This is a genomic window from Pectobacterium carotovorum, assembly GCA_016415585.1.
GTDB classification, from domain to species: domain Bacteria; phylum Pseudomonadota; class Gammaproteobacteria; order Enterobacterales; family Enterobacteriaceae; genus Pectobacterium; species Pectobacterium carotovorum_K.
On record CP066552.1, the window covers coordinates 2,984,687 to 3,001,423 of the forward strand.

12 protein-coding genes and 1 pseudogene are annotated in these 16,737 nt (G+C 53.7%); 7 read left to right on the forward strand and 6 right to left on the reverse strand.

Going from position 1 to position 16,737, the window contains the following annotated elements; all coding sequences use genetic code 11:
- The first annotated feature begins 26 nt into the window (after positions 1-26).
- Positions 27-1,256 (forward strand): peptidase T, encoded by a 1,230-nt coding sequence (gene pepT / locus JFY74_13245; GenBank protein ID QQG27089.1) that lies wholly within the window; start codon positions 27-29, stop codon positions 1,254-1,256.
- Positions 1,257-1,416: 160 nt separating this feature from the next.
- On the opposite strand, the gene gsiD is transcribed toward pepT, so the two are convergent.
- From gsiD to JFY74_13265, 4 genes are all read right to left on the reverse strand, one after another.
- The gene (gene gsiD / locus JFY74_13250) at positions 1,417-2,322 is read right to left on the reverse strand and encodes a glutathione ABC transporter permease GsiD (GenBank protein QQG27090.1); all 906 of its coding nucleotides are present in this window, start codon (positions 2,320-2,322) and stop codon (positions 1,417-1,419) included.
- Between the two features lie 9 nt (positions 2,323-2,331).
- The gene (gene gsiC, locus JFY74_13255; protein QQG27091.1) at positions 2,332-3,252 is read right to left on the reverse strand and encodes a glutathione ABC transporter permease GsiC; all 921 of its coding nucleotides are present in this window, start codon (positions 3,250-3,252) and stop codon (positions 2,332-2,334) included.
- A 108-nt stretch (positions 3,253-3,360) separates the two neighbouring features.
- Positions 3,361-4,902 carry a glutathione ABC transporter substrate-binding protein GsiB gene (gsiB, locus tag JFY74_13260; GenBank protein QQG27092.1) on the reverse strand — a complete coding sequence of 514 codons (1,542 nt, stop codon included), beginning with the start codon at positions 4,900-4,902 and terminating at the stop codon, positions 3,361-3,363.
- Positions 4,903-4,927: 25 nt separating this feature from the next.
- Positions 4,928-6,829, reverse strand: a complete 1,902-nt coding sequence (locus JFY74_13265) for a dipeptide ABC transporter ATP-binding protein (GenBank protein ID QQG27093.1) — start codon at positions 6,827-6,829, stop codon at positions 4,928-4,930.
- A gap of 478 nt (positions 6,830-7,307) precedes the next feature.
- On the opposite strand from JFY74_13265, the gene moeA reads away from it, so the two are divergent.
- The 3 genes from moeA (at position 7,308) to JFY74_13280 (ending at position 10,004) form a co-directional block, all read left to right on the forward strand.
- Entirely contained in the window at positions 7,308-8,543 is a 1,236-nt protein-coding gene (gene moeA / locus JFY74_13270) for a molybdopterin molybdotransferase MoeA (GenBank protein ID QQG27094.1), read from the forward strand.
- 2 nt (positions 8,544-8,545) lie between these two features.
- Positions 8,546-9,298: a molybdopterin-synthase adenylyltransferase MoeB gene (gene moeB / locus JFY74_13275; protein ID QQG27095.1), complete on the forward strand. Its 753-nt coding sequence runs from the start codon at positions 8,546-8,548 to the stop codon at positions 9,296-9,298.
- A 106-nt stretch (positions 9,299-9,404) separates the two neighbouring features.
- Positions 9,405-10,004: a nitroreductase family protein gene (locus JFY74_13280; GenBank protein QQG27096.1), complete on the forward strand. Its 600-nt coding sequence runs from the start codon at positions 9,405-9,407 to the stop codon at positions 10,002-10,004.
- Between the two features lie 70 nt (positions 10,005-10,074).
- Here JFY74_13280 and JFY74_13285 read toward each other — a convergent pair whose 3' ends face one another.
- Positions 10,075-10,989, reverse strand: a complete 915-nt coding sequence (locus JFY74_13285; GenBank protein QQG27097.1) for a lipid kinase — start codon at positions 10,987-10,989, stop codon at positions 10,075-10,077.
- A gap of 273 nt (positions 10,990-11,262) precedes the next feature.
- Between JFY74_13285 and JFY74_13290 the strand changes: the two genes are divergently transcribed.
- Entirely contained in the window at positions 11,263-12,735 is a 1,473-nt protein-coding gene (locus tag JFY74_13290) for a GGDEF domain-containing protein (protein QQG27098.1), read from the forward strand.
- A gap of 86 nt (positions 12,736-12,821) precedes the next feature.
- Here JFY74_13290 and JFY74_13295 read toward each other — a convergent pair whose 3' ends face one another.
- Complete coding sequence (locus JFY74_13295; GenBank protein ID QQG27099.1) at positions 12,822-13,562, reverse strand: GntR family transcriptional regulator; 741 nt, start codon at positions 13,560-13,562, stop codon at positions 12,822-12,824.
- Positions 13,563-13,788: 226 nt separating this feature from the next.
- Here JFY74_13295 and JFY74_13300 point away from each other — a divergent pair, with 226 nt between their 5' ends.
- Positions 13,789-15,141, forward strand: a complete 1,353-nt coding sequence (locus JFY74_13300; GenBank protein ID QQG27100.1) for an adenylosuccinate lyase family protein — start codon at positions 13,789-13,791, stop codon at positions 15,139-15,141.
- A gap of 144 nt (positions 15,142-15,285) precedes the next feature.
- Positions 15,286-16,707: pseudogene (locus JFY74_13305) on the forward strand (DASS family sodium-coupled anion symporter).
- The last annotated feature ends 30 nt before the right edge of the window (positions 16,708-16,737 follow it).

The following is a 16,737-nucleotide window of genomic DNA, read 5'->3' on the forward strand; positions in this document are numbered from 1 at the left end:
AAAAGAGTGAATAAAAAGGATTCGTTATGACAGACCGTTTGGCTCATCAGCTCAGCACGCGTTTTTACCGTTACCTCGCCGTCACCAGCCAAAGCGATGCCAGTTCGACAACGCTACCTAGCACGCCGGAACAGCATGAAATGGCGCAATTGCTGGCGGATGAGCTGCGTGCACTGGGCCTACAGGATGTGGTGATTGATGAGCACGCCACCGTGACGGCCGTGAAGCCGGGCAACTGTCCGTCCGCACCGCGCATCGGTTTTATTACCCATATCGATACGGTTGACGTCGGCCTGTCGCCGCATATTCATCCGCAAACGTTGCGCTTTACCGGTGAAGACCTGTGTCTGAATGCCGAACAGGACATCTGGCTGCGCACGGCGGAACACCCGGAAATTCTGCCGTATGTTGGGCAGGACATCATTTTTAGCGACGGCACCAGCGTACTCGGCGCGGACAACAAGGCTGCTGTTACCGTAGTGATGACGCTCATGGAGAACCTGACCGACGCGACGCCGCACGGCGATATCGTGGTGGCCTTCGTGCCAGATGAGGAGATTGGGCTGCGTGGTGCGAAAGCGCTCGATCTCAAACGCTTTGATGTCGATTTCGCCTACACCATCGACTGCTGCGAGTTGGGTGAAGTGGTGTATGAGAACTTCAATGCGGCTTCCGCAGAAATTCGCTTTACCGGTGTGCCCGCGCACCCGATGTCGGCGAAAGGCGTGCTGGTTAACCCGTTGCTCATGGCGCATGACTTTATCAACCAGTTCGATCGCCAGCAGACGCCGGAGCATACGGAGGGACGCGAGGGCTATGTCTGGTTTAACGATCTGACAGCAAACGCCAATGAAGCGAAGCTTAAAGCGTCCATCCGCGATTTTGATTTAACCACGTTTGAACAGCGGAAGCAGCAGATCGCCGCGATTGCCGACAAGATTGCTGCGCAGTACCCGACGGGCAGCGTGACCTATACCCTCACCGATATCTACAGCAATATCAGCAACGCATTGACCTCCGATCGTCGAGCCATCGATCTGCTGTTTGCCGCTCTGGAGAAACTGGACATTGAACCTAAAGTGACGCCAATGCGTGGCGGCACGGACGGCGCGGCACTGTCCGCCAAAGGGTTACTGACGCCGAACTTCTTCACCGGCGCGCACAATTTCCATTCGCGGTTTGAGTTTTTACCCGTGCCGTCATTTGTGAAATCGTATGAAGTGGCATTGAATTTATGCCTGCTGGCAGCGAAATAATAACGTTCAGAAAAGCGTGAGGCGGACACCGGTCCGCTTCAATAAGGCCTCACTGACTGTTTGCCGTCTACTTTTTCTGGTCTACTTCTGCGCAAGCCTCAGCGCCGATGGCGTCATGCCGTATTCCTTTTTGAATTGCTGGCTCAGGTGGCATTTTTATTCAGCTTTTCAATTTCGGGTCAAGCGCATCGCGCAAACCGTCACCCAGTAAATTAAACGCCAGGACAGTCAGAAAGATCGCCAGACTAGGGAAGATCGCGACGTGCGGGGCAATCACCATATCCGACCGAGCTTCGTTCAGCATCGCCCCCCACTCCGGCATCGGCGGCTGTGCGCCAAGCCCTAAGAATGACAGGCTGGCTGCGGTGATGATCGACATCCCAATGCGCATCGAGAAAAACACCACGATGGAAGATACCGAACCGGGCAGAATATGTCGAAAAAGGATTGTCCAGTCACTGGCCCCAATGCTGCGGGCTGATTCGATGTAGGTAAGCTGCTTCAGCACCAGCGTATTCCCCCGCACCAGACGGGCAAAAGCCGGAATGCTGAAGATCGCGACGGCGACAATCACATTCGCCATCCCACTGCCCATAATCGCCACAACGGCAATCGCCAGCAGAATACCGGGGAAGGCAAACAGCACATCGGATAGGCGCATGATGATCCTGTCCGCCCACCCTTCGTAGTAGCCCGCCACCAGACCGAGTGTCGTGCCGATAATCATCCCGATCAGCACCGAGAGAATACCCGCCGCCAGCGAGATACGCGTCCCCATCAGGATCCGGCTGAAAATATCACGTCCTAATGAATCCACCCCCAGCCAGTGTGCCGCCGACGGACCTTCATTCAGACGTTCATAATCGAAATAATTCTCGGCATCATAAGGCATCAGATACGGTGCCAGAAACGCGACTACAATCAGCAGCAGTACAAACACGCCTGCGGTGACCGCGACATGCTGCCGAAGAAAGCGCCGCCAGAATTCACGCCACGGCGTGCGAACGGGTTTATCCCTAATGACAGGGAGCGTCGCCAGCATAGCTTTACGTCGCCAGTGTCTCATTCCCTTTCCTTATTTATAACGAATGGCTGGATTAATCGCGGCATACAGCATATCCACCAGCAGATTGATCAGAATAAACTCCAGCGAGAACAGCAGTACCTCCGCCTGAATCACCGGATAGTCGCGCATCTCCACTGCATCCACCAGCAGCCGTCCTAGCCCCGGCCAGTTAAAGACCTTCTCCACGACGATTGAGCCACCGAGCAAGAAACCAAATTGCAGCCCCATCATCGTAACCACCGGAATCAGCGCATTGCGCAGTCCGTGCTTCACCACCACCAGCGATTCGCGCACGCCTTTTGCCCGCGCCGTACGCATATAATCTTCTTGCAAGACATCGACAAACGACGCACGAGTAAAACGCGCCATCACCGCCGCCACCGCCGCGCCCAGCGTCAGTGAGGGCAAAATGTAGTGCAGCCAGGTATCCGCCCCCACCGTCGGCAGCCATCCCAGTTCGACGGAAAAAACCTGCATTAACAGCATGCCGAGCGCAAACGCAGGGAAAGAGAGGCCGGAGACCGCCAGCGTCATCCCGATTCTGTCTGGCCAGCCGTTGCGCCACACGGCGGACACGATGCCGATCGCCATGCCAAAAATCACCGCCCACACCATGCTGCACACCGTCAGCCAAAAGGTCGGCATAAAGCGCATGGCGATCTCTTCGGTGACGGGGCGTTTCGATACGATCGATGTACCAAAATCCCCTTGCAGGACATGGGTAAAGAAGTGCCAGAACTGATGCGGCAGCGGTTTATCCAACCCCAAATCCTGCCGGACCATCTCGATAACGGCAGCATCCGCTTCCCGCCCGGCGGCTAAACGCGCCGGATCGCCGGGTAACAGATGAACGAACAGGAACACCAGCACCATCACCATCAGGAGCGTAGGAATCAGTCCCAGTAGTCGTTTAATAAAATAATTCAGCATGAACGGTTTTCCACAGACATGCGTCGGACTCCCTATGAGTGAACGCGTGTTGACCACTGCGGGCAGCCTAACGGCCACCCGACTCCCTGGTCATTCTTTTACGGCGAGTTATTCTTTCAGGTCGGCTTCTTCAAAACTGAACAAGGTATCCGGCATCACGTAGAACCCGGTCAGTTTTTTGCTATTAGCCGACACCAAACGCTCTGTCGCCAGGAAAATCCACGGCGCATCCGCCCAGATTTTGTCCTGCGCATCTTTGTACAGTGTCTGTTTTTCCGTCCGATCCGTCGTTTTCAGCGCATTCGCCAGATCCGCATCCACCTGCGGGTTGCTGTAAAAGGCCGTGTTGAATTGCGCCGGTGGCCAGGAGGCCGTGGCAAACAGCGGCGACAGCGCCCAGTCCGCTTCCCCCGTCGAGGCTGACCAACCAGTGTAGAACAGGCGAACACCCGTTTCCTTAACGCCCTTACCTTCCACTTCGGCGGCACGTTGCCCCGCATCCATCGCGGTCACCTGCACTTTCACACCAACCTGCGCCAGCTGTTGCTGCGTGAACTGCAAGACTTTCTGCGCCGTACTGTGGTTATGTGACGACCACAGCGTGGTGGTGAAACCGTCCGGGTAGCCCGCTTCTTTCAGCAGCTCACGCGCTTTGGCCGGATCGTAAGGCCACGGGTGATATTTTACCGAATAATCAATGCTGCTCGGCAGTGGCCCTTCGGCTGGCGTCGCATAGCCGGAGAACGCCACTTTAATCAGCGCCTCTTTGTTAATCGCGTAGTTCAACGCCTCGCGTACTTTCGGGTTATCAAACGGTTTCTGCGTCACATTCATACTGATGTAGCGGTGCAGAATCGACGGCGACGCCACCAGCGCCAGTTTGTCATTTTTCTCCAACACCTTGGCCTGCTCGAACGGTATCGGATAAGCAAACTGCGCTTCACCGGTTTGCAACAGCGCCGCACGCGTATTGTTATCCACCACCGGACGCCAGGTAATGCTGTCCAGTTTCGGCAACCCCGCCTTCCAGTAACCGTTAAATTTCTCGACTTTGACAAAGTCGGTCTGATTCCAGGCCACAAAACGGTACGGACCAGTGCCTACCGGATGGAAACCAATGTCCTTGCCGTACTGCTTTAATGCCGCCGGAGAAATCATCACCGCCGCCGGGTGCGCCAGATTATTAACGAACGCGGAGAACGGCGTCTTCAGCGTAATTTTCACCGTCAGATCGTCAACCGCCTCGGTTTTGTCGATCATCTTGAATAGGTTATATCGCTTCAGGCGATTGTCGGGGTTACTGGCGCGATCCAGATTCACTTTCACGGCGGCGGCGTTGAACGCCGAGCCATCGTGAAATTTGACACCCGGGTGCAGCTTGACGGTATACGTCAGGCCATCCGGGCTCACGTCATAGCTGTCCGCCAGTACATTCACCAGCTTCATATCTTTATCGAAGCCAAAGAGCCCTTGATAGAAGGACTTCGCTACCGTCTGCGATAGCGAATCGTTGGCATCATACGGATCCAGGCTGGTAAACGTGGACCCCACGGCGATAACCGCATCTTTGGCTGCCCAGACGGGTGAAGCCGCCATCGCAGCGGTTACGCCAGCCACTAACCAGCGCCGCTTTATCGTCATTACGCTCATGCTACGTTCTCCTTGTGAATCCCTGTCAATACGCGCCGGCTATTGGATGGTGCGCAACAAAGTGTCGCTCACCGACCTGAACCAGAGGCGCCGTGATCGGCTCGTCGCCAAGCGCCCGAATCGGGCTGGGTATTTCATCAACCAGCAGCACCTGCTCACGCTGGCGGCGTGAGGGATCGGCAACCGGTACTGCCGACATCAGTTTGCGGGTATAAGGGTGCCGAGGCCGCTCGAATACATCTTGCCGCGAGCCAATCTCGACAATCTGTCCCATGTACATCACCGCCACGCGATGGCTAATACGCTCAACCACCGCCATATCATGTGAAATAAACAAAAACGCGATGCCGAATTCACGTTGCAGTTCCAGCATCAGGTTGATGATTTGTGCCTGAATTGACACGTCCAACGCGGATACGGCTTCATCCGCAATCACCACTTTAGGGTTCAGCGCCAGCGCTCTGGCGATGCAAACACGCTGGCGCTGGCCGCCGGAAAACTCATGCGGATAGCGGCGGGCGTGCTCTGGCTCCAGCCCTACGCGCGACAACAGCCACTCAACGCGCTTTTCCGCTTCCTGCCGACGGCAAATGTTGTGCACCAGCAGCGGTTCCATAATCGAGAAACCGACCGTCAAGCGAGGATCCAGTGATGCATAGGGATCCTGAAAAATCAGCTGAATATCACGCCGCAGGTGCTGTAACGCGCCCCCTTTCAGTTGATGGATTCGCTGACCGTTAAAGGTAATCTCACCCTTCTGGCTTTCAACGAGCTGGAGCAACGCACGGCTAGTGGTGGACTTGCCGCATCCCGATTCGCCAACCAGCGAGAGCGTTTCGCCCGGCCAGAGATCGAAGCTGACGTTTTCCACCGCATGCACTTGTCGGGTCACGCGGTTCAATAAACCACTGCGAATGGGAAAACGCGTCACCAGATTGCTAACCCGCAAGATCGGTTCCGACTGTGCGGGAACGGTATCTTGCGGTACGTTGTCCGCAATACGCCCCGAGCGTTGCTCCAGCAGCGGAAATTTTTCCGGGAACGGTTGGCCACGCATGGATCCTAACGCCGGTACCGCCGCCAACAGCCCCTGAGTATACGGATGCTGCGGTGCAGTAAAGATCTGCCCAACGCTCCCCGCTTCGACGCTTTCCCCACGGTGCATAACCAGTACGCGCTCGGCCATTTCCGCCACCACGCCCATGTCATGGGTGATGAAAATCACAGCCATTTCCATTTCACGCTGTAACACACGGATAAGTTGCAGAATTTGCGCCTGAATGGTGACATCCAGCGCGGTCGTCGGCTCATCGGCAATCAGCAGCGACGGCTTGCAGGAGAGCGCCATCGCAATCATCACCCGCTGGCGCATACCGCCAGACAGCTGGTGCGGGTAGCGATCCAGCACGTTGCGCGCTTCCGGTATTCTGACCAGATCCAGCATGCGCAAGGTTTCTGCTCGCGCAGCGCATCTGTCCATCCCCTGATGTAAACGAATCGACTCGGCAATCTGTCCACCGACGGGGAAAACCGGATTCAGCGACGTCATCGGCTCCTGGAAAATCATCGCCAGATCCGCACCGCGTAACGTGCGCATCGCACGCTGACGGGCACCGCGGAGATCCAGCACCTGCCCATCGCGACGGCGAAATAGCATATCCCCTTGGTGAATCACGCCGCCCGCATGTTCAACCAACCGCATCAGCGCCAGCGACGTCACCGACTTACCCGATCCAGACTCTCCGACGATAGCCAGCGTTTCGCCCCGATCGACAGAGAACGTCAAATTACGAACCGCATCTGTCCGCTGCTCCTGCTGCTCGAAATAGACACTCAGGTTGCGCACCTCCACCACCCGTTTTTCAGGCAAAACCAGCCCCGGAACAGGGGAAGACAGCGAGGCATAATGATCCTGTGTGGGCGACATGAACGGCGAATCTCCATATAAATGCGGCTGAAATCAGCGCAACGCGGTCAGGGACAAATTATCAGCGATTTTCGACTATATTTAGCGCAAGGTATGATGTAAAGCGGAAACTGAAATCGGCACGGCGAAAAATTTCTTTTATAACATTAGGTTAATTGCCGTAAAGACACGCCATCAGGGGCAATATGTCCTGCAAATTCGCTCACTTTTGCCCGAAATGGTTCAACTTGTGGGCAGAAGGCTACTGTTTTACGCCATGACCCTGCCGCTCCGTGCCTAACGAGAATTCATGCGCCAAAAGCCTTATTCCTTGACCTGCATACATTCACCCCCGTGACGAACTCTGACATAATTAATATTGGCATAGGAAACGGGTTTTCGCCTATTAACGGCGCGTTGCCGGAACACGATTCTTACTGATGAAATAAGTCATATTAATAAAATCAGTTGTATTGATGAAACACACTGTGGAGTGAAGATGGAAGGCGTTAACGCAGGTTTACTGACTCTTGAACAAGCTCTGGAAAACATGTTTTCTCAGGTTCCGTCCCTTACCGAGGCAGAGCGCGTATCCTTGTTCGACGCAGCAGGACGGATCACCGCCCATGCGATTGTCTCTCCGATTAACGTCCCGCCTTTCGCCAATTCTGCGATGGATGGCTATGCCGTACGCTGCGCCGATTTGTCCGCCGCCGCACCGCTGCCGCTGGCAGGTAAAGCCTTCGCCGGCGCGCCCTTCACTGGCGAATGGCCTGCCGGAACCTGCATTCGCATCATGACCGGCGCGCCGATTCCCGCAGGAGCCGATACGGTGATCATGCAGGAAGAAGCTGAAGTCAGCGAGGACGGTATCCGCTTTCCCCATGAGGTAAAACCCGGCCAAAATATTCGTCTGGCGGGAGAAGATATTCAGGCGGGTGCCAGCGTGTTACCCGCAGGCACCAAGCTGGGCGTGGCGGAGCTGCCGCTGCTGGCATCACTAGGGATTGCGCAGATTGACGTGGTGCGCCGCCTGAAAGTCGCGGTGTTTTCAACCGGTGATGAACTGCAACCCGTTGGCGAACCGCTGGCAGACGGTCAGATTTATGACACCAACCGTTTCGCCGTTCGTTTGATGCTGGAACAGCTAGGCTGCGAAGTGCACGATCTGGGGATTATCCGTGACGATCCGGCCGCGCTGCGCGCCGCGTTCCACGAGGCCGATCAACTTGCCGATCTGGTGATTAGCAGCGGCGGCGTTTCCGTTGGTGAAGCGGATTACACCAAACAAATGCTGGATGAACTGGGCGATATCCACTTCTGGAAGCTGGCGATCAAACCCGGTAAACCCTTCGCCTTCGGCAAATTGCAACACGCCTGGTTCTGCGGCCTGCCGGGGAATCCGGTTTCTGCTGCGCTGACGTTCTATCAACTGGTTCAGCCACTGCTGGCCCGCCTGTCTGGCTATACGCAATGGCGCCTGCCGCCGCGTGTTCGCGTCAAAACCACCAGCGCACTGAAAAAGGCACCGGGGCGCACCGATTTCCAGCGCGGCATTTTCAGCCGTAACGCACAGGGTGAACTGGAAGTGAGAACCACCGGGCATCAAGGGTCACACGTTTTCAGCTCGTTCAGCCTCGGTAACTGCTTCATCGTACTGGAGCAAGATCGCAGTCGCGTCGCCGCTGGCGAATGGGTCGAAATCGAGCCCTTCAATGCGCTGCTGGGGCACTGAGTATGTTGCCGGAGCTGAGCGATGAAGAGACGCTGCGCTACAATCGACAGATTGTACTGCGCGGCTTTGATTTTGACGGACAGGAAAAACTGAAGGCTTCACGCCTGCTGATTGTCGGGCTGGGCGGGCTAGGCTGTGCCGCCGCGCAATATCTGGCTGCGGCGGGCGTCGGCCATTTAACGCTGCTGGATTTTGATACCGTCTCTCTGTCTAACCTGCAACGCCAGGTTCTGCACCGCGATGCCCGTATCGGCATGGCGAAGGTTGAATCGGCGCGTCTAACGTTATCCGACATGAATCCGCATCTTTCGCTCGATACGGTTGATGGCGATCTCGATGACGAGGCGTTGAGCGAGCTGGTCAGCAAACACGATGCGGTGCTGGACTGTACCGACAATGTCGCCATTCGCAACCGCCTAAACCGCATTGGCTTTCAGCTCAAGACACCGCTGATCTCTGGGGCGGCAATTCGAATGGAAGGCCAAATCAGCGTCTTTACCTATCAACCCGATGAACCTTGCTATCATTGTCTCAGCCGTCTGTTCGGTGCCAATACGCTGACCTGCGTCGAGGCAGGCGTGATGTCGCCGCTGGTGGGCACCATCGGAAGTTTGCAGGCGATGGAAGCCATTAAGCTGCTGACCGGTTACGGCAGGTTGGCGACAGGGAGGCTGCTGATGTTCGATGCGATGACGCTGCAATTTCGCGAAATGATGCTGCCGAAAAACCCGCACTGCGACGTCTGCGGCGGATAAGGCAGAAAGTGGAAAGATTGGTATCCGGCACGATAAACCATTGAATACGGCGAAAATCGGTGACACAGTATCAAGGTAAGCCATCACGTAAACTGAGGAACACACCATGAGTAATGCTTTTTTGCAGTCAATCAAGGCCCGTCGTTCAATCTATGCCATCGGCAATAAGTTACCGATATCAGAAGATCAGGTTACCGCCCTCATTACCGAAGCCGTTAATGAAAGCCCCTCCTCTTTTAATTCACAAAGCTCACGCGTTGTGATTCTGTTCGGCGAGCAGCATCACAAACTGTGGGATATTGTTAAGCAGCAGTTGAAGAAAATTGTACCGGCGGACGCTTTCGCCCCAACAGAAAGCAAATTAGCTTCCTTTGCCGCTGGCGCGGGTACCGTCCTGTTCTTTGAAGACACCGCCGTGATTGAATCACTACAGGAAAAATTCGCGCTTTATGCCGATAATTTCCCGGTCTGGTCTGAACATTCAACCGGTATTGCTCAGTTTGCCGTGTGGTCTACGCTGGCGCAGGAAAAAATTGGCGCCACCCTCCAGCACTACAATCCGCTGATCGACGATGATGTTAAAGCACAGTGGGATCTGCCAGCCAGTTGGAAGCTGCGTGCTCAAATGCCATTTGGCTCAATCGAGCAGCCAGCCGGTGAGAAAACCTATATTTCCTTTGAAGAACGTTTCCGCGTATTTAAATAATCCGCTGACTCATTCTTTATAAACAAACAGGGACACCATGCGGTGTCCCTGTTTGTTTTACGTTCAGATTTTAACCAGGCACCGGTGGCGCAAAAACCTGAATCGCCTTTTCTCTGATCCCGAATACCGCTGGCGTTTTGCCAATCAGCTCACCGTCGGCATTGATATCGTGCGGCTTCGAGGTACTCAACGTCAGTTCTCTGGCTGAAAAGGCGCGGACTTTGCGCCAGCGACCATGTGTTCCCTTGCGGATAAAGGGAATCAGCGCCACCATTTCCCACCAGTGAGAAACCTCCAGACTGTACACATCCAGCCGACCATCATCAGGCGCGGCACTGTCTGCCACCGCCATGCCACCGCCGTAGAAACGCCCGTTCCCCACCGACACCTGTACCGTTCTCACTCGCTCTTTGATGCCGTCATGCTCAATCTGCACGCGGAAAGGACGACTTTGTTTCAAGAGCTTAAAAGCCGCCAGCGCATAGCCTAATGTTCCCCACCGTTTCTTGGATTTCGCAGACAGCCCGCGCGCCAATGCAGCAGAAAACCCAATACTGGAAACGTTAAAGAACAGATGCCCGTTGACCTCACCTAAGTCAACGGCGCGCCGCTGCCCGTTAGCGATAACCTGTACGGCCTGCCGAATCTCTCTGGGGATTCCCACCGTACGGGCAAAGTCATTCGCCGTCCCTAATGGCAACACGCCCAGCGGCAACCCGGTATCCACCAGGCCGGGCGCGGCTGAATTCAGCGTGCCATCGCCACCGCCGATAATCACAAAATCCACCCGATTCGCATACGCACGTATAATATCGCTGCACGAACCCGTGTCTTTTTCATCCGGTTCGACGATGCCGATCTGGCTTTGTTGTAATAATTCTTTTACATAGCGTGCGGAGGAATCACCGTTCCGCGCCTGTTTATTAATAAATAAAAGCGCTGTTGGGCCTGATTCCTTCGCTGCTGAATAATGGCTCATCGTCATCCACCCAACATCATTGATTGATTAGATCTAACCATAGGGATAATCAAACCGACAAGGGAGCTTTAACAAGCCCACAATACAATACAAAACATTACGTTCCAGCAATCTGTGCTAATACTTCCACACTGAAACCACTATACTAAACCCTACGAGTCAGCGATTCCTTTGCCTGCTTTGTTACACTGTTATTCCAGTAGCACGCGCACCGCTATTTTTAGGTGAAAACAGAGACTTATTCACCTATACCATCAATGCTTCTCTGGGGAGATTACTTTGCAGACTGGATTCATCAATAACGCCCGCTGGCTGGATAAAACACGCGCAATCGTAATACTCGGCGCCATGCTGCTCGCCGCCTTTCTGGTGATCAGTTGGACCAGTTATGAAGTGGCGAAAGAATCACTGGAAGAAGAAATCGAAGAAAACACCCTGCCGCTGACCAGTGACAACGTCTATTCTGAAATCCAGCAGGATTTGTTAAAGCCTATACTTATTTCATCGCTGATGGCGCACGATACTTTTTTACGTGATTGGGTACTGAAAGACGAAAGCGATCCGCAGGCCATGTTCCGTTATCTGAGGGAAATCGATCGCCGTTTCGATACCGTATTTTCGTTTTTCATTTCGGATAAAACCAAACGCTACTACGATCCTCAGCGTATCCTTAAAACCGTCTCGGAAGACGCCCCAGACGACCAGTGGTATTTCCAGTACAAAACCTTATCGGACACCATGCCTTATGCCATCGATCTCCGGGTCGACCCCGAAGACCGCACGCATCTGGACATTTTCATCAACCATAAGGTCATGGATTATGAAGACAATTTTATTGGCATTACTGGCGTGGGCATTCCGGTTGAGCGCGTTAAACACCTCATTGAAAAATACGAACAGCGCTATAACAGGACCATCTATTTCATTGATAAAGAAGGCAACATTACGCTACATGGGGAAAGCTATACTCGCCCACTGCAAATTCAGCAACAGCCGGGGCTGAACCGGATCGCGACCACGATTTTGACCTCTCCCGGCGGGGCTTATGAATATCAGTCAAACGGGGAACATATTTTCCTTAACACCCGGCTCATCCCTGAATTCGGCTGGTATTTGATGGTTGAGCAAACCAGTCATCCCAGTGAAAAACGGCTATTCGCCACGCTGCTAAAAAACCTGGGAATCAGCACGTTTGTCAGCCTTCTCTTCCTATTCCTGCTGTGGTTGACCATTGGCGGCTACCAACGTCGTCTGGAGCAGATGGCAACGACCGATAAATTAACGGGCCTCATGAACCGTCAGGCATTTGATTATCTATTCCGTCGCCTCGCGACGAAAAATGCCTTACAGCATAAATCACTCTCCATTCTTCTCATTGATATTGACCACTTTAAGAGAATCAATGACCAGTATGGCCACAACGTCGGTGATTTTGTCCTGCAAGGGGTCTCTGCCCTCTTATCGAGCAATACCCGTTCTAGCGATCAATCCTGCCGTTGGGGAGGCGAGGAGTTCGTTATTCTACTCGACGACTGTGATATCAACGCTGCGCAACAGCGTGCCGAAGCGCTACGTCACAGTATTGAGATAGCCCAGATTCCCCACCGTGAAGGAACTATTCAGGTAACGGTCAGCTGCGGTGTCGCTGAATATCGAGCAGGCGAGACGCTAAGTATGCTGATAAACCGCGCCGATATCGCGCTTTATCAGGCCAAACAACAAGGGCGCAATCGAGTGGTACGCGCACAGTAGGGACAAGGGAAAAGATCGTGCCTACATTAATCATGCAGGCACATTTCGATAGAAAACCAGCGGGCTGCAATAAGGTATCAAACGGATTACGTTCGATTTCCCGTTTGGCGTTTCAGCGTAATAGAACAGGTGTACCGGTCTGCCGGATGGATCGATACCGTGGTTTCAAAGACGTTTCCCGAGCGGTCAAGATAATGGCGGATGATTTTTAATGCCGGATAGCCGACATCAACGCCCAGCGTTTTCGCTATTTTGGCCGGAACACCCACGGCAGAGATCGTCTGGCGCACTTCTTCCCCCTGTACGCCGTAGTGCTTTTCAATCAAATCGCTAATTAAAGCAAATGGATCGCTGCGCACCAGACTTTTGACCTTGGCATAATCCGGGCTAACGTAGCTATCAGTCCAGCAGATCGGCGAATCCTTTTTCTCGCTGTCTTCACGAATACTGGCAATATGCAGCCAGCGATCGCCCGGCTTGCCGCCGATAATCTGTGCCAGTTCAACATCCGCCACGATTTCATCAATCTTCTTCACGACGCGCAGATTGGTTTTTGCCAGTACGAACAGATCCTCAAGGCTAGCCAGAGGATGGTTGCGCTCGCGCTTTTCATCATTATCGACAACAACCGAGCCCACGCCCTTGCGACGGGATAGCAACCCCGCCTCCGTTAGATCGCGCAGCGCCTCCCTGACGGTATGTCGACTGACCTGATACTGCTCACAGAGCTCCAGCTCGGAGGGGATTAACGACCCCGCCGGATACTGGCCTAGCGTAATATTTTGGCTGAGTTCACGGGCAATACGCTTATACAAGGGTTCTTTCATCGGCTCACGCTCTTAATCAATATTGATGCCCTGCATCACAAAATGACACTCATCTGCTTCCCTAACTTGTCCGTACATGTTGTCATAAGCATAGCATATACGGACATTTAAACCTGTCCGTATATTTACTCTTTCAGGTCATATCCGTTATCAAGGGAAACACGCTTCATTTTATTGCGAATATGGCCTGCATCTTATCACTAATACACTCGCTTCAGGAGGCGTTATGGCTTCGAATGTGCTTGATTCAGTCCTATTCCGTGATTCATTTGGTACCCCGGAAATGCGGGCGATCTTCGATGATCGGGAACTTATCCGTAAGTATGTAGAAGTAGAGATCGCACTGGCCAATGCGCAGGCGCGCTGTGGCGTAATTCCAGAAGACGCTGCAGCAGAAATTACGGCCAGCTGTAACGCCGACACGCTCGATTTTGAGTTACTGCGCCACGAAACAGAAATTGTGGGCTACCCTATCCTGCCGCTGGTACACCAAATTTCCAAACAGGCCGGTCAATCTGGCGGTTATGTACACTGGGGCGCAACAACACAGGACATTATGGATACCGCCGTGGTGCTGCAAATCCGTGATGCCTTCGCGTTAATTGAAGCGGACATCGACGCCCTGCGCTCTATTTTGGCCGGGCTGGCCGCGCGTTACCGTAATACGCCAATGGCTGGACGAACCCATTTACAACAGGCATTACCGATTACATTCGGCTACAAAGCCGCCATCTGGCTGGATATGTTCGACCGTCATGCCGAGCGCCTTGCCCAGATGCGTCCTCGCGTACTGGTAGGCGAATTCGCGGGTGCTGCGGGGACATTGGCGTCATTGGGCGACAAAGGACTGGCGGTACAAAAAGCACTGATGGCCGAGCTTGGCCTAGGCGTACCGACCTCAACCTGGCATGTTGCTCGTGATGGATTTGCCGAAGCCGTCAACCTGCTGGCAGTAATCACGGGTTCGTTGGGGAAAATTGGCTATGACGTCATGCTGATGGCCTCCAACGAATTCGGCGAACTGTATGAACCGTTTGTCAAAGGCCGCGGAGCCAGCAGCACCATGCCGCAAAAACGTAACCCTATTTCCAGCGAACTGATGCAGGCCTGTTCCAAGGGCGTTCGCCAACAGGCTGGGTTAATGCTGGATGCGATGGTGCAAGATCTGGAACGTGCCACAGGCCCATGGCACGCAGAATGGATCGCTATTCCGGAAAGTTTCATTCTTTCTGCGGGCGCACTTCATCAGGCCAAGTTCATGCTAAACGGTCTTATTGTTGATGAGAAAATGATGCTGAAAAACCTCAATATGACCAACGGCCTGATTGTGGCAGAAGCCGTTATGATGGGGCTGGCACCCTATATTGGCCGTCAGGAAGCGCATGACATCGTCTACGATGCCTGCCGTGTCGTGAATGAGAAAGGCGGCACCCTGGCCGATGTTCTTAATGCTATGCCCAGTGTCGCTAGCCGCCTCGATCCTAAGTTAATCGACGATCTCACCAACCCTGTCAACTATTTGGGGAGCGCTCCTGAAATGGTGGATCAGGTATTAAATAAAACGGAAAGAAAATATTAATCCTCGGTGATTATCCGTTATCACCCTTATTAACAGACTGAGATCGATACGTTCCCAGACGCAAGATAATAACGCGTCTGGGCAGGCTCTCTGTTGCCGGGAATGATGGCGGATAACCATGACTTGTACGATTAAGGGGACATTATGTCATCCGAATCATCCACCAAGAAAAAAATAGTCGCGGTTATTATTCCTCTCCTGCTGGGTCTGATTATCTGGTTTTCACCGGTGCCCGATGGCCTTACGCCGCAGGCATGGCATATGTTCGCGATTTTTGCCGCCACCATCGCAGCGATATTGATGCAACCGCTGCCGTCGGGCGCGATTATGCTGCTTGTCCTTTGCGTGACCATCTTCACTGGAACCTTAACCGAAGCCAAAGCACTCGCTGGTTTTTCCAGCGGCACCGTCTGGCTCATTTTTTGTGCCTATATTCTTTCTCTGGGTTTTGTGACATCTGGATTAGGAAAACGCATCGCCTACAAAATGCTGTCGCTATTCGGCGGAAGCAGCTTGGGGATTGCTTATTCACTGGGCGTTTCCGATCTCATCATGGCGCCCGCCATGCCATCCGTCACGGCGCGTTCAGGGGGAATTATCTTTCCTATCGCGCGTTCCATTAATGAAGTATTAGGCTCAACACCCGGCGTTAGCGGTAAAAAGATCGGGGACTTTCTGATCATGGTCTGCTTTCAGTTTACTCCGATCACCGGCGCGATCTTCCTCACCGGCATGGCCGCCAACCCGCTCGTCGGCAGCCTGGCGAAAACCTCATTAGGCGTAGATATTACCTGGGGCGGCTGGTTTATTGCCGCTGTCGTACCCGCCATGTGCTGCTTCTGTCTGATGCCGTTGCTGGTGTACAAAATACTGAACCCGGAACTGAAAAAAACACCAGAAGCCAAAGAGATGGGACGCCGGTCGCTGGCGGAATTGGGCAACATGAAATCGGCAGAGAAAAAAGTCGCATTTGGCTTTGTTCTCGCTCTGCTTGGCTGGGGCACCAGCCTGATCACCGGTTTTTCCGCCACCTCCGTCGGGTTGGCATTGGTTGCCTATCTGTTCGTCACTCAGGCCGTCCAGTGGAAAGACGTACTTAGCGATCGCGCAGCCTGGGATACGGTCATCTGGTTCAGCGTCATTATCAACCTCGCCGCAGGATTGTCTGACCTCGGCTTCATCAAGTAGATGACCGTTAAGCTGGGTAATTCCATACAGGGTTTCGGCGCGATGGAAACCTTCGTTATTCTCGGCATCCTCTATATCTATGTGCATTATCTGTTTGCAACCGCCTCTGGTCACGTAGCCGCGCTCTATGCGCCCTTCGCCGCCACCGCAATAGCCGCTGGCGCGCCGCCCATGATGGTTGCCATCTGTTTTGGGATTTTTAGCAACCTGATGTGGGGAAATACCGAATACGGCGGTGGCCCCGGCCCGATCTATTTTGCTCAGGGATATTTTGAACGGCACCGTTTCTATAAAATCAATTTCTGCATCGTCACGTTTAACGTCGCCCTGATTTTTATCGTCGGCTTAGCGTGGTGGAAACTGATTGGCTATTACTGATCGCCTGTCTTATACGTCCACAAAAATAAC